Source organism: Enterobacter cloacae complex sp. IR5403 (assembly GCF_049238705.1).
GTDB lineage: Bacteria > Pseudomonadota > Gammaproteobacteria > Enterobacterales > Enterobacteriaceae > Enterobacter > Enterobacter hormaechei_C.
The window spans coordinates 119,973-137,786 of record NZ_JBMKHP010000011.1 but is presented as its reverse complement, the minus strand read 5'-3'; the positions used below and the strand labels follow the sequence as shown (position 1 = coordinate 137,786).

The window sequence follows — 17,814 nt, the reverse complement described above, 5'->3', positions numbered from 1 at the left end:
GGATGCGTTTCGCGTAATGCGTATTTAACCAACGTGAGTGCCGTGAACAAAAAATTGTTGCTGCGTTGTATTCCTCCATTAAAAGATACAAGCCAAATCCCGTGTAGCTTATATCTCTTACGATACACTGAGCGTAAAGGATCGTCCTTTCCTTCCTCCATCAAAAAGATTTATAAAAAATCTTGACCTGTATATTTAAAATGTGAAAGCAATTTGCTGACTAATAAACACCCCTATTCCAGCAAAGGCGAGATAAGGACCAAAAGAAATAGTGAGGTTATTTTTATTTAAATTATTTACGGCGAAATAACCGACAATACCGCTTAACGCTGCCGCCAGTTCAATGGAGGGCAACGCCTGCCAGCCGCACCAGGCCCCCAGCGCCGCCAGTAGCTTAAAATCCCCGTAACCCAGACCTTCTCGTCCGGCGATCAGTCGAAAAGCCCAGTAGAGCAGCCAGAGCGACAGATAGCCCGCCACCGCGCCGAACAGCGCATCGCGTAGCGGCAACGTGTGGTCAAACGCATGGAGCACTAACCCCGCCCACAGCAGCGGCTGGGTCAGGCAGTCCGGAAGCAGCTGGTGCTGCCAGTCGATCATGGCCAGCGGCAGTAAAAAAGCCGCCAGTAACCACAAAGAGAACAGCGCCTGAACGTCCGGCATGCACCAGGCGGTGATGCCAAAAAACAAAGCGGTGACAAGTTCGACCAGAAAGAGTCGCAGCGGGATCGCGCTGCCGCACTGGTGGCAGCGCCCCCGTAATAAAAGCCAGCTGAGCAGCGGGATGTTTTCCCACGCCGCAAGCGTGTGCTGGCACACCGGACAGTGCGAGGCCGGAAAGAGCAGATTGCCATTCCCCTCCTCATCCATCACCATCCCCGGTACGCGCTCGGCGACAACGCCAAGAAAACTGCCCACAATGCCACCCAGGATCGCACTCATTATCGGGAACCCTACCGGGCAGGCGTCCCGTATCAGCGCGAAGGTATTCATGCGTTTTTTGACCAGGTGAGCTGCACCTGCGCTTTCACGTCGCTGAGGTGGTCAACCGGCGTGAGGTTTATTTTTTGCAGTCTCACGCCGGAGGTCTGATTAATTTCGCGCAGCCAGCTTTTTAATTCATACACATTCACCCGATTCACCACGAACGATAAAGTTTGCCCCTCCTGGCGCACATCCGTCAGTGAAAGGTTAATTTCATGGGCGCTGTTCTCGACCACCGTACGCGGGTTATCCGTTTTGACTAACTGGACCTGAAGATGATTTTTATCAATTTCACTGCGCATCCAGTTAAGCGTCTCTTTTTGTCTTTTAAGCGTCGATTTACTATTTTGAATCATATTATCCAAGGGGATCACTCCTGTGTAATACACCGCTGCCCCCACAATGGCAACGGCACATATTTTTAAAATAATTTTTTCCCGGGCGCTGTAATTCTGATAGCGCGCTTTCAGCTGCGCGATTCGCTCTTTCATTTATGTTTCCCTGCGATCATGGCGGTATACGGTTCGGTTGTTGAAACAGGCTGTAAGGTAAAATCAAAATTCTCACGGGTCTGGTTAACAAACGCCTGCAACGCGGGCTGGTTTTGCGCGCTGACGCTGAGCGTCAGGGTGTTTTGCTGCGCATCGTATTCCAGCAGATCGATCTCCATCGCAGGGACTGCCTGCCGGGCTTTCTCCAGCTCATCAAGCTGAAGAAAGAATCCCTTGCTCTGTTTTTTCAGGCTTTGACCAAAGTGATATTTGAAATTGGTCTGCTGACGCATGCTGGGGAAATGGTGCTGATAAACCTGGACGATCTCCTCCTGCACCCGATTTTCCTGCTGCACCAGCATCCAGGCCATCGCAATGCGTGGCCCCAGCAGCAGACCAACAGACAGCACGCCCGCCGCCACCATCGCCGCTTTCATACTTTTCGCCGCCCGCCCATGACCGGCCTTAAGGCTGAATTCACCGTGAAGCAGGTTAACGCGGCAGGTTTGCCACTGCGGCTGGATCAGCGCCAGCGGATGCTGCCAGGCATGCTGCACGTCAACGTGCACCTTCGCAGGCGCATCGCCGTAGCACCACACTTCCCCGACCCCGGCTTTCTGCATTAACAGCGGCAGCAGGGCTGCCTCCATTTCACCCGCCACATGGGGCGATAAACGCAGCCAGTAGCCATCATCCTGCGCGACCAGCGTGCTGCCCCCTGCCGTCACGGGCAAGAGCCAGGCATCAGGCAGGGCCTGAATCACGTTTAATCCGGCCTCCTGACAGCGGGTTAATGCCGCGCGCAGGCGGTAGGCGTCAATGGCCACAGCGTCGACGTCGGCGCCTTTTTTGTGGAGTACCGTCCAGTGGAGGTTGTCCACGTCGCCAATCAGCGTCTCTTCCGCCATCCACGAGAAGGCCATCGCCTGAGAAGCCACCTTTTTCGGCAGCGTAAAATGGCGGAAAATCATGTCGCTGGCGGGCAACAGGAGACAAACGCGCGTAGCCAGGGGGTGTTCGGCCAGCATCTCCAGGCTGTCGACCACCTCGACGCGCTCGCTGCCGGACTCACACCACATTATTTTCCCGCCCTCGCGGCTGTCGGGACGAACAAAAAGTACCTGTTTCATAACGTTCTACTTTTCTTATTCAATCATTCGGTAACGACGCTGCCACGTCACGATCTCACCGGCTTCGTTATTCACCTGAAGCTGGCTGACCACGCGAAGCGTTAATTCATCGGTATTGCCGGTGTAATTCACGCGGAAGTACCGGCTGTTTATAGAAAATTGATCCGCCACCTGCGGGAGATCGTCTTTTAACTGCGGGAAGGCCTGCTCCAGCGCTTTGCTGAACGCTTCCATATTTTCCCAGCCCGATTCCGGACGCGCATCCAGCAGGCGAACGGCGTCATCCCGCGTGAGTTTTCCCGGGAACATGGCCGCCAGCACGGCGGCCTGTTCCGGTTGCAGGGTGTTGACATCGATCTTGCTGGCAGCGTCCGGCAGCGCGCATAACAGCTTGCTCACCTTCGGATACGCCGTAACAGGGAACGCCGGCAGCAGTTTGATTTCCGCGATGCTGCGCATCATCTGATTTGCCGGTTGCCGCGCGGGCACGACGCCAGCCCACGCATCGCTTTCGGCCCCCTCTTTCGCCGTGGTGCTGTCGCCATCGAGATAATCCACCAGCTGGAAATAGACCGCCTCCGCCGTGCCCGGGCTGAGGCCGCTTTCCGTCAGGAGTTGTTCAACAATCCGCTCTTTACGCGGTTTTTCCGCCACCGCGGGAGCGCTTTGCCCCTGGGGTGCGACGTCGGCGGTCAACAGGTTGTTGACGTTAAAGCAGTCCTGCGCATCTTCCACCTGGCTCACGACCGTATAATCTTCACCCTGCGTCTCCAGCGGCTGATGCCAGTCGCCGTCCAGGGCCAGCGGCTTGCTCTCGCCGCTGGCGTCGGTCTGTAACCGGTCCTTCACCACTTTTTCCTGGGCCTGCATCGCCCAGCGCAGCTGCTGCTGGCTTACCTGATAATGCGTTTTCTGCAAATTACGGCAGAACTGCTGGCTGATTTTGGCGGCCAGCGCCGACATCATCACCAGCAAAATCAGCACCACCAGCAGGGCGACGCCCTGTTGTTGACGGATCCGCTTCATGGTCTGGTCTCCGGCGCAGGCGCTGCATCCGGGGTCGGCGCAGGCGCGTCGGCGGCTTTCTCTGGCGCCGCGGCAGCGGCCACCTCCGGCATATCACCCGGCGTGGTGAACACCCAGCGCCAGGTATCCCCGTTTTCCATCGTCAACGTAATCTCCACGCCGTCCGGCAGATGGGCGGCGTCGTGCCAGGCTGTCAGCCAGCCCTGACGATAAAACCGCCACTGCAATGATTTTACGCCGCTGACAATCGGCACTTCGTCAGGCTTAACGTCCGCCGGGCCGTCAATGACCGGCCAGACGTCGCGATACAAACGCCCCTCTTCCAGCCGCCAGCGCACGCGCTCCAGCTGGACCGTTCCGCTCACGCCATTCAGGGTGGTCAGTTCAAGGGCATCGCCCTCCTGACGAAACAGCTCCGGCTCATTACGCGGGGCGCGCGCCTGAAGCTGGAAAAAATCACGCTCCATCAGACTCCAGGCACGCTGAAGCTGGTTGAGCTTTGCGGCGCTGGCATCCGTCGCCGAGCTGGTACGCATCGCGCCGTCCAGAATTTGCCAGGCCAGGGTGCTGATCACCGCGAAGATAGTCAGCGCAATCATGATCTCCAGCAGGGTAAATCCGCGCTGGCGTCGCGTTTTCTTCACTTGCTCTCTCCCGGCGGAATGATGCGCAGGGAAATAACCGGCTGGCTCTCATCGCCTTCCGCATACACGCGTATTGTATTCGCCCAGACGTTGTCGGCGGTTTTCACCCGCTGCTTACGCCAGTTCCAGCTGCGCCCGCCCATGATTTCCGTCCCCTGCTGCTCAGCATCCGGGAAGTCGGTTTTCGTGAGCTGTGCTTCCGCCAGCTGGTTTTCCGCCACCCAACTGGCCTGCAAGGTATCGGCCAGGCCATGAGTAAAACGCACGTTCAGGGAGACCGAGTTCATCAGCGCCAGCGCGGCGGTGGAGAAAATCACCAGGGCGACCATCACCTCCAGCAGCGTCATCCCCTTTTGCTTTTTGTTGCCGTTAGCCATCGTTTTCTACCGATACCGGCGCCGCACCTTGCGACACCACGCGGAAATGGTGCTGTTTGTCGTAACTTTGCAGCGTCAGCGTAAACCGGCTGATTTCACCGTCCGGTAAAAAGATCACCTGCGGCTCGGACGTCACCGTCGCGGCCAGGCGCTGCGGCGAGAGCGACACGTGCATCTCTTCCGGAAAATCACCTTTGGTGGTAATCCGGCCCGCGGATAACGGCACCCAGTGACGCTCGCCATTTTTATCGGCGATCGTCACCAGCTGATATTTATCGGTGGTGATCACCAGCCCGACAATATTTCCGTCCATCACCGCACGGTCTGAACCATAATCAACGAGGGCTTTTAATTGCTGGCCAAATATATCCGCGCCGCTGCGCGAAGGAATGGTGGAGACCACCATCATGGCGCAACTGGCAAATATCACCAGCGCCAGAATAATTTCCAGCAACGTAAAGCCGCGTTGATTTTTCATTATTTCTCTTTCTTATCCAGAGACCAGTTGGTAATGTCATCGGCGGTATTGGCTTCGCCGTCCGGACCGGCTGAGAAGACGTCCACCGCGCCGTGTTCACCCGGGCTCACCAGAATATAATCATTGCCCCAGGGGTCCTGCGGCAGGCGACGGATATAGCCGTCCGTGCGGTAGCCGTTCGGGATTGGCGCGATTTCTGGTTTGGTCACCAGCGCCTGTAACCCCTGCTCTGTGGTCGGGTAGCGGTGGTTATCCAGCTTGTACATATCCAGCGAGCCTTCGAGCGCGACAATATCGCTGGTTGCTTTTTGCGTATCGGCTTTTTCTTTATTGCCCATTAAATTTGGCACCACCATACTCGCCAGTACGCCGAGAATAACAATGACCACCATTAATTCGAGCAATGTAAAGCCCGCCTGGCGAGCCAGGTTTTTACGTTTTAAAGCCATGATTTAACCTACCATATTATTAAGTTGCAGAAGCGGTTGTAATATTGACAGCACGATGAATAAAACAATCGTCGCCATGGATACCACCAGCGCCGGTTCAAAGACCGACAGCGTTAATGTAATTCGATGTTGTAAGGCCGATTCCTGATTTTCCGCCGCGCGATCCATTAAATTACCTAATTCCCCGCTCTCTTCGCCGGAGGCAATCATATACAGCATGGTGGGCGGGAATAATTTCGCCTGTTCCAGCGCCGCATACAGCGACGCCCCCTGGCGCACGGTGTCGGCGGCCTGCTCCAGCACCTGCCGGGCATAGAGGTTTTCGATACCGTCCATCGCGATATACATCCCCTCCAGCAGCGGCACGCTACTGGCCTGCAAAATGCTCAGGGTACGGATATAGCGGGCGCTGTTGATGGCGCAGACCAGCTTTTTAATCGGCGAGCCGTTCACCAGCCAGCTGTGCCAGCGAAAACGGTTTTTGGCATTCCTCAGCCAGGTTTTGAAGCCGATAAAGCCGCCGCCCAGAATGCCCACAATATAAATGCCCCAGGCTTGCAGGAAATCACTGACCGCAATCAGCGTCCGGGTGGTGATCGGCAGCTGCTGCTTCATGTGGGTGAACTGCTCAATCACCTGCGGCACCACCGCCACCAGCAGGATGCTGATAACGGCGATGGCGACCACGGTGAGGGTTATCGGGTAGACCATTGCCTGCGTCAGCTTGCTTTTCATCTTCTGGCGCTGCTCGTTGTACTCCGCCAGCTTTTCCAGCACGTCGCCCAGGTGACCGGTCTTCTCCCCGGCCATCACCAGCGTGCAGTAAAGCTTGTCGAAGGTGCGCGGAAACTGGCTGAAGGCATCGAACAGGGTGTGGCCTTCCACCACCTTCTCGCGGATCTCCACCACCATCGCCGCCAGCTTTTTGTCTTCCGTTTGCTTTGAGATCGCCTTCAGCGCGCTCTCCAGCGGCAGCGCGGCGTTGACCAGCGTCGAAAGCTGACGGGTAAACATCGACAGTACCGGGGTGGAGAGCTTCGCCCCGGTTTTCGCTTTCCCGCCTGCCGCCGCCTCGCGGGTTTCGGTGATGCTGACGGGTATCAGCTTTTGCTCGCGAAGCCACTGGCGAACCTGCTTCTGCCCCTCGGCCTGTAACGTCCCGCGCTGGGTTTTCCCCGCGGCATCCGTCGCTGTCCAGGCGTAGAAAGCCATTACGCATCCCCCCCACGCTCGGCGGTGACGCGCATGACTTCTTCCAGAGACGTCACGCCGCTAATCACCTTCAGCAACCCGTTTTCACGCAGGCTGTAGGCCTGCTTAAAGAGCTGCGTTTCGAGGGACATTTCGTCCTTATCTTCATGGATGGCGCGGCGCATGGCGCTGTCCACCACCAGAAATTCATGGATACCGGCGCGGCCCTGATAGCCGCTCTGACGGCAGTGTTCGCACCCCACCGCGCGGTAAATCGCTTCTGGCGGCGCGTCCATAAAGCTGAACAGCGCTTTTTCATTGGCGTCCAGCGGACTGGTGGTGCGGCAGTGCGTACACAACCGACGCACCAGACGCTGGGCAATGACACCGAGTAGCGATGAACCGATTAAAAACGACTCCAGCCCCATATCCCGCAGACGGGTTATCGCCCCTGCGGCACTGTTGGTGTGCAGCGTCGACATCACCAGGTGACCGGTCAGCGACGCCTGCACCGCGATCTGGGCGGTCTCACCGTCGCGAATTTCCCCGATCATCACCACGTCCGGGTCCTGACGCAGAATGGCGCGCAGCCCGCGGGCAAAGGTCATGTCCACGCGCGGGTTAACCTGCGTCTGCCCCACCCCTTCCAGCTCGTACTCAATCGGATCTTCCACGGTCAGAATGTTGCGTTCGTGGCCGTTCAGCGCCGAGAGTATGGCGTACAGCGTGGTACTTTTACCGGAACCCGTCGGGCCGGTAACGAGGATGATCCCGTGCGGGCGGTCGATCAGCCCTTTCAGCTTCTCCAGCTCTTCATCAATCAGCCCCAGCTTGTTGATGTCGGGCTTGAGATTGCTTTTATCGAGCAGGCGCATCACCACGCGCTCGCCGTACTGGGACGGAATGGTCGACACACGCACGTCGATAGCCTTGCGACCGATGCGCAGAGAGATACGGCCATCCTGCGGCAGACGTTTTTCGGCGATGTCGAGTTTCGACATGACCTTGATACGCGACACCAGCAGCGGGGCGAGCTTACGCGCCGGTTGCAGCACCGGGCGCAGCACGCCGTCAACGCGAAAGCGAATGCTCAGGGTGCGCTCGAAGGTTTCGATATGAATATCCGACGCGCCGTCCTTCACCGCCTCGCCGAGAATGGCGTTGATCAGGCGGATCACCGGCGAGTTTTCGTCGTTATCGAGCAGATCTTCGTTATCCGGGATCTCCTCGGTTAACGCCATCAGATCGATATCCGCGTCCATATCGTCCACCAGCTGCTGCGACACGCCGCTGCTCTGCTGCCAGATTTTAGCCAGCATCTCGTCAAACGCTTCCGGCGCCAGGGTGATCGGGACGAACGCGCGTCCCAGCACCCGGCGCACCTCCAGCAGTGCTAATGCCGGGGTGTCCTCACGGATATAGACGTCATTGTTGTAAAGCAGAACGCCGTTATCTTTTGCGTAGTTACTGCTACACAGGGTTTTACTCAGTTCGTCCACGGTATCCCTCCGCCTTACTCTTTGAACGGATTGCGTGCCGCGGAGGTTTTCGCGGGTGCGGCGCTGGCGGCAGGGAACGCTGGCAGTACTGCGTTGTCCGTCGGTTCAATAATGCCCAGCTTCTTCTCTTCCGCTCGCTGCATCTGGCGCACCCGGATCTGGTCATATTTTTCTTTCGAGGCTGCGCTGTAGTTGTCGTCGTCACGCAGGACGGTGGTATGAATAAACACCATCAGGTTGCGTTTGGAGGTATCCTGCGAGGTGTAGCGGAACAGCTGACCGACCAGCGGGATATCGCCGAGCAGCGGCACTTTGGAGACCGACTGTTTGGTCACATTTTCCATCAGGCCGCCGAGCACCACCGTCTGACCACTGTGGACCATCACTTCGTTATTGATCGTGCGCGTGTTGAAGGTTGGGCCGAGGCTGGAATCTTCCGTCGCGCTGTTGTCAACGCTGGACACTTCCTGCTCAATCTTCAGGTGGATCATGTCGCCATCGTTGATTTGCGGCACAATCTTCAGCTTGGTCCCCACGGTTTTACGCTCAACGGAGTTAAACACGTTGTCGCCGCTGGTGGTTTGCGAACCGGAAAGCACCGGCACGTCCTGACCGACGTTGAACGACGCTTCTTTGTTATCCAGCGTGACCACGCTTGGCGTGGAGAGGATGTCGTTTTTACCGTCGGTAGAGAGCGCGGTCATCAGCGCACCGAAATCACCGTTGAAGAAGCCGGTTGCCAGGCCAGTGAAGCTCGCCCCCTTCATGGTGCCATTTTTAATCTGGCTGATTGGCAGGCCGGTTGAGCCAAACTGCACGCCGCCGTGCTTGCTGGTCCACTGCACCCCAAGATCCAGGCCGTTGCCGTCCTGCACTTCGGCAATGATCGCTTCCACCAGCACCTGCGGACGGCGAATATCCAGCTTGTCGATCACCTTCTCCAGGGAGTTCATCACGTTAGGCTGCGCGGTGATCACCAGGGAGTTGGTTGACTCGTCGGCGGTAATATTCAGGTCGGTTGAGGCGCTCGCGGTTTTCGCTTTGGCCGCGCCCGGCTTGTCTTTCAGCTGCTCGCCAATCCCGGTCAGCACCGGCACCACTTTGGTGGCGCTGGCATATTTGAGGTAGAAGACGCGGGTGTTCCCCTCGTTATTCTGCTCGCGATCCAGCTGATGGATAAGGGAACGGGTACGCGCCCGCGCATCTTCCGAACCGCTGATCACCAGGCTGTTGGTTTCGTCATCCGCCACCACCTTGGTCGCCAGCTGCGGCGCGTTCTGTCCTTTCTGCTCTTCGTTGTTGAGGTTATTCAACATTTCCGAAAGCTCTTTGGCAGAGGCAAAGCGCAGCGGGACGATTTCGCGGCGCTGAATGCCGTCTTTATCGACGCGCTGCACCAGATCCACCAGGCGGTTCACCACCGAGGCTTTACCGGTTAACAGCAGGACGTTGGACGGCTCAAAGTGCACCACGTTCCCGATGCCGGTGGCATCGTTGAGCTGACGCAGCAGCGGGGCCAGTTCGCGAACGGGTACGTTTTCCATGCGCACCACGCGGGTGATGATCTCGTCACCTTTGCCCGGGTTCTTGCTGTCAGCCAGCGGCGCACCGGCGGTACGCGCCACGCTTGAGCGCACCACTTTGACCATGCCGTTGTCCATCGGGATCACCGACAGGCCATAGAGATCCAGCACGCTCAGAAAGAACTGGTAGTACTCATCTTCCGTCAGCACGTTGTAGGTTCGGACCGAGACGGTTCCCTGGACGGACGGGTCGACCAGAATGGTTTTGTTGAGATTGCGACCTACCGTATCGATAAACTCGCGAATATCAGTATTTTTAAAACTCGCGCTAAAGTTAGCTGCAAGCAGCGAACTGGAATATAACGACAATGCGGTCAGCGCCACGCACGCCCAGGGAAATTTTTTCATGTCTGCACACTTGTTAATTGTTTAGAACATTAACCCGAATATTTTCAAGGTGAGCGTGACGCCGTACGACGACCTCCGCTTCTTTCATTTTCGACCAGTTGGCAATAATGCTTTTCGCTTTTGCTTCATCGGTCATATCGACAGAGTTAACCTGAATCGCCACATCGCCTTTTTCCAGACCTGACTGACTGTAAAAGGCGGAGGCATTCCTTGGATTTATCCTGTAGCCTTCCAGTCGGCCTTTTTCAATGATGGGTTTTAACACCAGATAATCATCAAGATGCAAACTGTCTGCGCCAGCATCTTTCGTCGATTTTGTAACCGGGCCGCTATCCACGCCACCCTTAAAATAGTCCGGTTTATTTAACGCCAGTACCTGCGTAGCACCTTCATAATTAACCACCACATTATCTTTGTTTATTTCCTGAATAAATGCGTCGTTAAATCCGGCGAGAGGTTCACCCTCACGGTAGCTTCGCTGACCGCCTGGGGTTTTGATAACAGCGAAGGAGAGCCAGGCGTCATCACTGCGCACAATGCCCTCTATCTCCGCTGCCAGCGGGGTTTTTGCCGCATCCGGTAAGTTCTCCTGACGGACGGCAGCCGTAAAAAGCGTGAAGGGTTTCTCTTCGCGCGTTTTTTTCAGCGGCTGTAGATCAGATTTAGCCAACTTATTCGTAACTTTTTTATAATCTTTTAAGGTGAGATACCCTTGCTGGCCGCTAAAAATGAGCAGCACAAACATAATACAAGGCGTTATCCACCGTGAAAGAAATGAGAACCTCATTTTTTATCCGGCCTATAGCAAAGCAAAAATAAGCAGCGTCATACTGCGCCAATATGGAGGAAAATAGTAATAAGCTGTTGCAAATACGACCACTGACTTCGCCACCAACTTTCATACAGAAAAATATTGACCGTATAAAATCCAGATGTTAGGCGCGGCCAGCTGGATATTTTTACCCTGTCTGCAAATTGACCGCTCATGGGCTTTACCTTACTTTCTGCTGCTGTTGCTATTCCTAATCAGAGACGGTCAGTCGTTATGTATCAGAGCCACTTTAATTTTAAAAATCCGCCATTCAGGGCAATCACCCGTTTATCCAGTGATTTTCTGGTGCCTTATCATCAGGACGTGTTCAACCTGCTGAAAGAGAAAACCCAGCTGGCGGGAATTATCGGGCTTTTTTGCGACGATGCTCCGCTTCTGAGCCACTTCATCGACGCGCTGAAAGCCAGCAACCCTACCGTTCTTGCCATCAACGCGTTTCCCAAACTGAGTGCCAGTAGCCTGCTGTACAAACTCAACCCGGGAACGAAAGCGATTAAAGATCGCATGCAGGCGGTGGATGCCGTCCTGCGCCAGTGGCAGGAGGGGAAAGCAAAATCCAGAGTGCTGACGATCGCCCATTCCGAAGCCATGAAGGAGAGCTGCCGTGAAGTCCTGGGAACGCTGCTCACGCGCGCCCAGGAGCTGAACTTCCGGCTCGCCGTGGTGCTGACGGGCACGGCGGATCAGGAACGCCTGCTAAAGCAACCTGAACTGCGCGAATATACGCACACCCATCATGTCCTGCGCCCCCTCACCTGCCGCGAATACCTGAGCTATGTGCAGGGGCAGTGTAAAGAGCACGGCTGTGAACATTCGCCGTTGCCGCCTGCCCGCGTGCGCAAAATGCACACGCTGACCAAAGGCAACATCAGCAAACTGAACGAACTGGCACACCTGTCAATGCTCGCCGCCTGGACGGAACGCGCGGCGCAGGTCAGCCCACGCCATTTACGTCTGGCGGCGGGAGAGATCCTGCCCGCCCAAAAACACGGTAAGCGCCTGGCGACCGTGGGGCTATTCGCGTCTGTACTGTTTGCCGCCTGCGGCTGGTATTTTTCCTCGTCGATCGGCGCGCGCCTGCCGTTCCAGCTGCCGGTGCCCGTCAGCTGGAAACAGCAGACGCCAAAACCTGAGGCAACCGTAGTGCCGGTTATCGACAACGAAATGGTTAATCAGCCGGATGCGATGCATCAGCTTTATCTCATGTGGGGGTATGACGCCTCGGCTGAAGATGCGCTGTGCCAGAACGCCGCCAAAGTGAACCTGATGTGTAAACAGGGGAACGCGTCGCCAGAGACGCTGGCGCAGGAAGGGTATCCGTGGGTCAGTGAACTGAAAACCAGCGACCATCTTAACTATGCGGTGGTCGCCAGGGTCGGAGAGACGTCCATTGACCTGTTAATGAATAACCGGACCTGGCAGGTGAGCCGCAGCTGGTTTAACCGGCACGCGACCGGCAACTTCACCCAGCTGCACCGCCTGACACCGGAAGGTAAAGACGCGATCGGCGCTGCCAGCGACAGCAAAGACATGGCCTGGCTGGATCAGCAATTAAGCCTGGCGCTGAACCAGCCTGAAACGCATGCCCGGATCTGGACCGCAGAGATGATGAAACGCACCCGCGAGTTCCAGCAAAAAATGCATCTGCACGTGGATGGTATCCCCGGCGAAGATACGCTGATGCAGCTGATGCGCGTGACCAACAGCACGCCGAGCGTACTGATTCAGGCCACCCGCACCACCCCGGACGCGAAAATGCAGGAGAAGAAAGCCTAATGTCGACCATCTGTCTTGCGGCCCAGCGCAGCTATACAACCGGGGAAGCGGTCTGGTTTTCGTACCGCCTCCCCAGCCTGAAAAACGTATTCGGCAAAACGGCGTTATGGCTGGTCGGGCTTTGCGCCATGCTGGTTGTCGGCCTGTATATGCACGTCTACTGGAACCTGCGCCACCCGGCGCCTGAACCGGTCAACGCCAGCGTTGCCAAACCGGAAACGCAGCTTTCGGAAATGCATTACGTGTACGTGAGTAAACCGTTCCCGCATCCACAACCTAAAGCTGCGCCAGTGCCTGTTGATGTTCCACCGATGCAGGATCTGCCGATCAACAGTGATGATGCCGACTGGCAGCAGGCGCCCGACGGCGTGGTGCCGCACGACACCTCGCGGGATACTTTACCCGGAACCGAGGCGCATGAGCACGATACCGCCCCCGCCAGCACGGGCAGTGAAGAGTCATCATTAACAGAATTATTTAAGCAGGCGTTAAAAGAGCAGGAGCAAGATTATTCGCAAGGAAAAATACCCGCGCCGCCAGTTGACGAAACGCAGGATAATATTCAGTCCGGTGTAAAGAACAGTGAAAATAACCGTTCTCCTTTGAGTGAGAAAGGAGAACGGCGGGAGTAGGCATTAATATTTTTCAGGCAGTGCGGTGAGGTTAAGCAGTCGTCCTTTTTCCACCACAATATATTGACCTTTTTTCAGGTCGGAGAGGATTTTGATAATGGTGCTACGTGCGAGGTTAGTGTATTCCTGAATGTAATCATAAACGTTAATATCACGTTGCTGATGAACAATCAGGTCGTTAATCTCATATAAAAATTCGCGGACAACAGAGTACGCACTGCGGGCAACCAGAACATCATCACGTTTGCTCATCAGGCATATGTACCAGGACAGGACTTTAGTCAGGTCAGGCCACAGATTTTTTTCGGTCATCAGCTGAGCGAAGACCTCTTTCTTGATCGAGCGAACGACCGTATTCGTCCGGACAAGGCCGTACATATGGGTGGCGTTGTAATACATTGACGACAGACCGAAAAGACATTGCCCGGTGACGGTGAACATGCACAGTTCGTCAGATTCACGTCGAAATTCAACTTCGCCGCTGACGATGACATGAATGTACCCGGAATCAGAAGTGGAAATTTTCTGCCATTTCTTTAACGTTTTTTCTTCAACGCCTGCGGTTGCAGAAATAATTCTTTCCATTTCATATTGTGGACGTAATTTTTTTCCATAGATGCTTAACATTGTTATACCCGATTCAAGATGTGATTTTTTAAAATAAGATGGCCGCGGCGTTTACGCCGAACCATAAATTTTTACCTGATGAAAATTTCAAGAATAAAAATAAAAGAGTAAAGTTTTTAATTAATTCGCTACATTACTTAGCGCGCTATGTGTCCATCTTAAATCGGGATAATTTTAAGTCAATTAACTAAAAATGAAATGAGTTTGTACTTAGGATTAATCTGATGGAAACCTAAGAAAATATACTCATTCGGGGGTAATCCGAAGGTTTACCCCTGCCCGTATTTCTCTAAAAGTGCTTCGGCAATCGCCATGGTTTCCACATCCGCGACGCCATTCCATAACTGCGGACGGAAATGCATCTGGAAAACCATGATGATGCGTTTTTGCTGTGCGGGCGTGCTGTTTTCTGGCACCTCGTAACCGTAGCGCGCCAGCAGATCGAGCAGCGCTGCGGTATCAACCTGCTGATAATGCGGTCGGCCGTTGATATAAAAATTCACCCGCGCCGGATCGGGCCAGGCCCCGATACCCTGCTGCGCCAGCTCGCGCCACGGAAACAGCGGGCCAGGATCGTCTTTGCGCTGCGGAGCGATATCCGAGTGTGCCACCACGTTCTGCGGTTTTATGTCGTAGCGGGCGATGATGTCTCTGGCAAGCGGGATCAGCGCCGCAATTTGCCCCGCTTCGAAGGGGGTAAAGGTTTTCACGCCATCGGTTTTCCGCCAGCCGCGGTTTTCCAGCTCAATGCCGACGGAGGTATCATTTATGCGGTTGGTGCCACGCCAGAAGCTGATGCCCGCATGCCAGGCCAGCTCGCTCTCCGGGACCAGCTGCCAGATACGCGGTTTGCCCTTCGGAGCGGGGGGCTTTGCGGGGATGAGATAGTGAGAGCTGACGTTTTTATCGGTCAGGGTCGCAAGCGAGGTGTCGAAATCGTCGGCGGTGTAGTGAATAACCAGCACTTTTATACGCGGGTAGGCCGCCTGCGCCTGATGGCGCGTATCCAGCTCGTACGCGCCTTTATCAATGATGCCCTCCTCCGAGGCGCATCCTGCCAGCAACATCGCCAGCAGGAGGGTTGAGAGCGAACGCTTCATCGACGGGTTTTCACCGCCGTGCCGCTTACGCTTACCATCAGCATGCTGGCATCTTTCCCGACCGTTTCGTAGTCGATATCAATGCCTACCACCGCATCCGCGCCCAGCGCTTTGGCCTGCTCGCCCAGCTCCTTAAACGCAATGTCACGCGCTTTACGCAGCTCTTTCTCGTACGCGCCGGAACGCCCCCCGACGATATCCCGAATGCCGGCAAAGAAATCGCGGAATATGTTCGCGCCCAGAATCGCCTCACCGGTGACCACGCCGCAGTACTCGGTAATCGGTTGACCTTCCAGGGTTGGCGTTGTTGAAAATTGCATACTTTCTCTCCTTCTTTAGCGTTCAATGCGTTAGCGACAGCATTATCGGTTCGTTACGCTATGATTGAAAGGATAGTTAATAAATAAGGAAATCAACATGCGCTACTCTGCTTTAACGCTTTTAGTGCCATGCGCGCTGGTGCTCAGCGCCTGCACAACGCCGGTCACGCCAGCCTTTAAGGATATCGGAACCCGCAGCGGCCCTTGTATTGAGGGTGGCCCGGACGCCGTGGCGCAACAATTTTATGATTACCGTATTCAGCATCGCGGTAATGACCTGACCGCCCTGCGCCCGTATCTGAGCGATAATCTGGCGAAACTGCTCACCGACGCTTCGCGCGATCCGCAGCATAACGCCCTGCTGTCATCCGATCCGTTCTCCAGCCGCGCCACGCTCCCGGACAGCGCCGACGTCGCCAGCGCATCCACCATTCCGAATACCGACGCACGCAATATTCCCCTGCGCGTGAAGCTAACCCAGGGGACGCAAACCTGGCAGGATGAGGTGCTGATGATCCGTGAAGGCCAGTGCTGGGCAATAGACGATGTGCGCTACATTGGCGGTAGCGTTCATGCTCCGGCTGGCACCCTTCGCCAGTCGATCGAGAACCGCTAACCTATCCGTTAAATAAACGTTAACCCCGTAAAATGTCCGGCATTTCATGCGGAATGCCGACATTTATACTCGCCCCCCTTTCCCGTCGCTATTTTGTGCTATGTTTAAGAGGAAACACGGGTTATATTTAACTTTTAACGCAGAAATATTGCATAACTATTCTGTCAACGGTACTATCTGCGGCCTCAATTGCTATAGTTTGCCTGGATGAGTAAAGACTGCCCCGATGAGTATTAAACTAAACGGCATTAACTGCTTCTACGGCGCACACCAGGCGCTGTTCGACATTACGCTGAGTTGCCCGGAGGGCGAAACGCTGGTTTTGCTCGGCCCAAGCGGCGCGGGAAAAAGCTCCCTTCTGCGTGTTCTTAATCTGCTTGAAATGCCCCGTTCGGGGACGCTGGCCATCGCCGGTAATCATTTTGACTTCGCGAAAACCCCGTCTGATAAAGCGATTCGTGAACTGCGTCAAAACGTGGGCATGGTTTTCCAGCAATACAATCTCTGGCCGCATCTGACGGTGGTGCAAAACCTGATTGAAGCCCCGTGCCGCGTGCTTGGCTTAAGCAAAGACCAGGCGATGGCGCGTGCGGAAAAGCTGCTGGAACGTCTGCGTCTGAAACCGTACAGCGACCGGTATCCTTTACATCTCTCTGGTGGTCAGCAACAGCGTGTGGCGATCGCCCGTGCGCTGATGATGGAGCCTGCGGTGCTGCTGTTTGACGAGCCGACCGCGGCGCTGGACCCGGAAATTACCGCCCAGATCGTGAGCATCATTCGTGAGCTGGCGGAAACCAACATTACCCAGGTCATCGTGACCCACGAGGTGGAAGTGGCGCGCAAAACCGCCAGCCGCGTGGTCTATATGGAAAACGGGTATATCGTTGAGCAGGGTGACGCGAACTGCTTCACTAACCCGCAAACCGATGCCTTCAAAAACTACTTATCACACTGATGTGTTAGGGAAACTATAATGAAAAAAGTATTGATTGCCGCGCTGCTTGCTAGCGTCAGCCTTTCCGCTACCGCAGCCCAGACCATCCGTTTCGCCACTGAAGCGTCCTACCCTCCGTTTGAATCCATTGATGCGAATAACAAGATTGTTGGCTTCGACGTGGACCTGGCAAATGCCCTGTGTAAAGAGATCGACGCGACCTGTACCTTCAGCAACCAGGCGTTCGACAGCCTGATCCCAAGCCTGAAGTTCCGCCGTATCGACGCCGTAATGGCCGGTATGGACATCACGCCTGAGCGTGAAAAGCAGGTTCTGTTCACCACCCCTTACTATGACAACTCGGCCCTGTTCATCGGTCAGAAAGGTAAATACGCCTCCGTTGACCTGCTGAAAGGCAAGAAAGTCGGCGTGCAGAACGGCACCACGCACCAGAAATACATCATGGATAAGCACCCGGAAATCACCACCGTGCCATATGACAGCTACCAGAATGCGAAGCTGGACCTGCAAAACGGTCGTATCGATGCGGTGTTCGGGGACACGGCTGTCGTGACTGAATGGCTGAAAGCGAACGACAAGCTGGCCGCCGTGGGTGACAAGGTGACCGATAAAGACTATTTCGGTACAGGTCTGGGTATTGCCGTACGTCAGGGCAACACCGAGTTGCAGCAGAAATTCAACGCTGCGCTGGAAAAAGTGAAGAAAGACGGCACCTACGAAACCATCTACAAAAAATGGTTCCAGAAGTAATTCCTG

The 17,814-nt window shown here is 55.4% G+C and carries 20 protein-coding genes; 5 read left to right on the top strand and 15 right to left on the bottom strand.

The window, feature by feature from the left end; all coding sequences use genetic code 11:
* Positions 1 to 195: 195 nt before the first annotated feature.
* The 12 genes from ACOTW6_RS15895 to gspC are packed head-to-tail and all read right to left on the bottom strand — an operon-like array spanning position 196 to position 10,945.
* Positions 196 to 993 (bottom strand): prepilin peptidase, encoded by a 798-nt coding sequence (locus tag ACOTW6_RS15895; protein ID WP_062932106.1) that lies wholly within the window; start codon positions 991 to 993, stop codon positions 196 to 198.
* Positions 990 to 1,475 carry a type II secretion system protein GspM gene (gene gspM, locus ACOTW6_RS15890; protein ID WP_047718677.1) on the bottom strand — a complete coding sequence of 162 codons (486 nt, stop codon included), beginning with the start codon at positions 1,473 to 1,475 and terminating at the stop codon, positions 990 to 992. The genes ACOTW6_RS15895 and gspM overlap by 4 nt, the downstream gene beginning before the upstream one ends.
* Positions 1,472 to 2,605: a type II secretion system protein GspL gene (gene gspL / locus ACOTW6_RS15885; RefSeq protein WP_062932107.1), complete on the bottom strand. Its 1,134-nt coding sequence runs from the start codon at positions 2,603 to 2,605 to the stop codon at positions 1,472 to 1,474. The genes gspM and gspL overlap by 4 nt, the downstream gene beginning before the upstream one ends.
* 15 nt (positions 2,606 to 2,620) lie before the next feature.
* Entirely contained in the window at positions 2,621 to 3,631 is a 1,011-nt protein-coding gene (gene gspK, locus ACOTW6_RS15880) for a type II secretion system minor pseudopilin GspK (protein ID WP_047718679.1), read from the bottom strand.
* Positions 3,628 to 4,275, bottom strand: coding sequence for a type II secretion system minor pseudopilin GspJ (gene gspJ / locus ACOTW6_RS15875; protein ID WP_213788844.1), 648 nt, complete (start codon positions 4,273 to 4,275; stop codon positions 3,628 to 3,630). Before gspJ ends, gspK begins: the two co-directional genes overlap by 4 nt.
* On the bottom strand, positions 4,272 to 4,652 hold the full coding sequence (gene gspI, locus ACOTW6_RS15870) for a type II secretion system minor pseudopilin GspI (RefSeq protein WP_193136095.1): 381 nt from the start codon (positions 4,650 to 4,652) through the stop codon (positions 4,272 to 4,274). Before gspI ends, gspJ begins: the two co-directional genes overlap by 4 nt.
* Positions 4,645 to 5,130, bottom strand: a complete 486-nt coding sequence (gene gspH, locus ACOTW6_RS15865; RefSeq protein ID WP_047051794.1) for a type II secretion system minor pseudopilin GspH — start codon at positions 5,128 to 5,130, stop codon at positions 4,645 to 4,647. Before gspH ends, gspI begins: the two co-directional genes overlap by 8 nt.
* Complete coding sequence (gene gspG / locus ACOTW6_RS15860) at positions 5,130 to 5,579, bottom strand: type II secretion system major pseudopilin GspG (protein WP_047051793.1); 450 nt, start codon at positions 5,577 to 5,579, stop codon at positions 5,130 to 5,132. Before gspG ends, gspH begins: the two co-directional genes overlap by 1 nt.
* A 3-nt stretch (positions 5,580 to 5,582) precedes the next feature.
* Complete coding sequence (gene gspF, locus ACOTW6_RS15855; RefSeq protein WP_047051792.1) at positions 5,583 to 6,791, bottom strand: type II secretion system inner membrane protein GspF; 1,209 nt, start codon at positions 6,789 to 6,791, stop codon at positions 5,583 to 5,585.
* The gene (gene gspE / locus ACOTW6_RS15850) at positions 6,791 to 8,269 is read right to left on the bottom strand and encodes a type II secretion system ATPase GspE (RefSeq protein WP_213788845.1); all 1,479 of its coding nucleotides are present in this window, start codon (positions 8,267 to 8,269) and stop codon (positions 6,791 to 6,793) included. The genes gspF and gspE overlap by 1 nt, the downstream gene beginning before the upstream one ends.
* A gap of 14 nt (positions 8,270 to 8,283) precedes the next feature.
* Positions 8,284 to 10,200: a type II secretion system secretin GspD gene (gspD, locus tag ACOTW6_RS15845; RefSeq protein WP_063133102.1), complete on the bottom strand. Its 1,917-nt coding sequence runs from the start codon at positions 10,198 to 10,200 to the stop codon at positions 8,284 to 8,286.
* Positions 10,201 to 10,213: 13 nt separating this feature from the next.
* The gene (gene gspC / locus ACOTW6_RS15840; RefSeq protein WP_090279205.1) at positions 10,214 to 10,945 is read right to left on the bottom strand and encodes a type II secretion system protein GspC; all 732 of its coding nucleotides are present in this window, start codon (positions 10,943 to 10,945) and stop codon (positions 10,214 to 10,216) included.
* A gap of 300 nt (positions 10,946 to 11,245) precedes the next feature.
* Here gspC and ACOTW6_RS15835 point away from each other — a divergent pair, with 300 nt between their 5' ends.
* Both ACOTW6_RS15835 and ACOTW6_RS15830 read left to right on the top strand, forming a co-directional pair.
* On the top strand, positions 11,246 to 12,808 hold the full coding sequence (locus ACOTW6_RS15835; protein ID WP_213788846.1) for an ExeA family protein: 1,563 nt from the start codon (positions 11,246 to 11,248) through the stop codon (positions 12,806 to 12,808).
* The gene (locus ACOTW6_RS15830) at positions 12,808 to 13,440 is read left to right on the top strand and encodes a hypothetical protein (RefSeq protein ID WP_121479145.1); all 633 of its coding nucleotides are present in this window, start codon (positions 12,808 to 12,810) and stop codon (positions 13,438 to 13,440) included. The genes ACOTW6_RS15835 and ACOTW6_RS15830 overlap by 1 nt, the downstream gene beginning before the upstream one ends.
* A gap of 3 nt (positions 13,441 to 13,443) precedes the next feature.
* On the opposite strand, the gene ACOTW6_RS15825 is transcribed toward ACOTW6_RS15830, so the two are convergent.
* From ACOTW6_RS15825 to ACOTW6_RS15815, 3 genes are all read right to left on the bottom strand, one after another.
* Positions 13,444 to 14,067: a helix-turn-helix domain-containing protein gene (locus ACOTW6_RS15825; protein WP_121479146.1), complete on the bottom strand. Its 624-nt coding sequence runs from the start codon at positions 14,065 to 14,067 to the stop codon at positions 13,444 to 13,446.
* Positions 14,068 to 14,336: 269 nt separating this feature from the next.
* Positions 14,337 to 15,167, bottom strand: coding sequence for an N-acetylmuramoyl-L-alanine amidase (locus tag ACOTW6_RS15820; RefSeq protein ID WP_213788847.1), 831 nt, complete (start codon positions 15,165 to 15,167; stop codon positions 14,337 to 14,339).
* The gene (locus ACOTW6_RS15815) at positions 15,164 to 15,487 is read right to left on the bottom strand and encodes a heavy metal-binding domain-containing protein (RefSeq protein ID WP_003858361.1); all 324 of its coding nucleotides are present in this window, start codon (positions 15,485 to 15,487) and stop codon (positions 15,164 to 15,166) included. Before ACOTW6_RS15815 ends, ACOTW6_RS15820 begins: the two co-directional genes overlap by 4 nt.
* Before the next feature lie 97 nt (positions 15,488 to 15,584).
* Here ACOTW6_RS15815 and ACOTW6_RS15810 point away from each other — a divergent pair, with 97 nt between their 5' ends.
* From ACOTW6_RS15810 to artI, 3 genes are all read left to right on the top strand, one after another.
* Positions 15,585 to 16,103: a lipoprotein gene (locus ACOTW6_RS15810; protein ID WP_015571007.1), complete on the top strand. Its 519-nt coding sequence runs from the start codon at positions 15,585 to 15,587 to the stop codon at positions 16,101 to 16,103.
* A gap of 226 nt (positions 16,104 to 16,329) precedes the next feature.
* The gene (artP, locus tag ACOTW6_RS15805) at positions 16,330 to 17,058 is read left to right on the top strand and encodes an arginine ABC transporter ATP-binding protein ArtP (protein ID WP_213788848.1); all 729 of its coding nucleotides are present in this window, start codon (positions 16,330 to 16,332) and stop codon (positions 17,056 to 17,058) included.
* A gap of 18 nt (positions 17,059 to 17,076) precedes the next feature.
* Positions 17,077 to 17,808 (top strand): arginine ABC transporter substrate-binding protein ArtI, encoded by a 732-nt coding sequence (gene artI / locus ACOTW6_RS15800; protein ID WP_062932118.1) that lies wholly within the window; start codon positions 17,077 to 17,079, stop codon positions 17,806 to 17,808.
* Positions 17,809 to 17,814 lie beyond the last annotated feature (6 nt).

Coding starts and splice junctions, on each gene's coding strand:
- gspL (WP_062932107.1), bottom strand. CDS start 2,605: ATGAAACAGGTACTTTTTGTTCGTCCCGACAGCCGCGAGGGCGGGAAA.
- ACOTW6_RS15830 (WP_121479145.1), top strand. CDS start 12,808: ATGTCGACCATCTGTCTTGCGGCCCAGCGCAGCTATACAACCGGGGAA.
- gspM (WP_047718677.1), bottom strand. CDS start 1,475: ATGAAAGAGCGAATCGCGCAGCTGAAAGCGCGCTATCAGAATTACAGC.
- ACOTW6_RS15825 (WP_121479146.1), bottom strand. CDS start 14,067: ATGTTAAGCATCTATGGAAAAAAATTACGTCCACAATATGAAATGGAA.
- artI (WP_062932118.1), top strand. CDS start 17,077: ATGAAAAAAGTATTGATTGCCGCGCTGCTTGCTAGCGTCAGCCTTTCC.
- gspG (WP_047051793.1), bottom strand. CDS start 5,579: ATGGCTTTAAAACGTAAAAACCTGGCTCGCCAGGCGGGCTTTACATTG.
- ACOTW6_RS15810 (WP_015571007.1), top strand. CDS start 15,585: ATGCGCTACTCTGCTTTAACGCTTTTAGTGCCATGCGCGCTGGTGCTC.
- gspK (WP_047718679.1), bottom strand. CDS start 3,631: ATGAAGCGGATCCGTCAACAACAGGGCGTCGCCCTGCTGGTGGTGCTG.
- gspD (WP_063133102.1), bottom strand. CDS start 10,200: ATGAAAAAATTTCCCTGGGCGTGCGTGGCGCTGACCGCATTGTCGTTA.
- gspH (WP_047051794.1), bottom strand. CDS start 5,130: ATGAAAAATCAACGCGGCTTTACGTTGCTGGAAATTATTCTGGCGCTG.
- ACOTW6_RS15895 (WP_062932106.1), bottom strand. CDS start 993: ATGAATACCTTCGCGCTGATACGGGACGCCTGCCCGGTAGGGTTCCCG.
- ACOTW6_RS15820 (WP_213788847.1), bottom strand. CDS start 15,167: ATGAAGCGTTCGCTCTCAACCCTCCTGCTGGCGATGTTGCTGGCAGGA.
- artP (WP_213788848.1), top strand. CDS start 16,330: ATGAGTATTAAACTAAACGGCATTAACTGCTTCTACGGCGCACACCAG.
- gspC (WP_090279205.1), bottom strand. CDS start 10,945: ATGTTTGTGCTGCTCATTTTTAGCGGCCAGCAAGGGTATCTCACCTTA.
- ACOTW6_RS15815 (WP_003858361.1), bottom strand. CDS start 15,487: ATGCAATTTTCAACAACGCCAACCCTGGAAGGTCAACCGATTACCGAG.
- gspF (WP_047051792.1), bottom strand. CDS start 6,791: ATGGCTTTCTACGCCTGGACAGCGACGGATGCCGCGGGGAAAACCCAG.
- gspI (WP_193136095.1), bottom strand. CDS start 4,652: ATGGCTAACGGCAACAAAAAGCAAAAGGGGATGACGCTGCTGGAGGTG.
- ACOTW6_RS15835 (WP_213788846.1), top strand. CDS start 11,246: ATGTATCAGAGCCACTTTAATTTTAAAAATCCGCCATTCAGGGCAATC.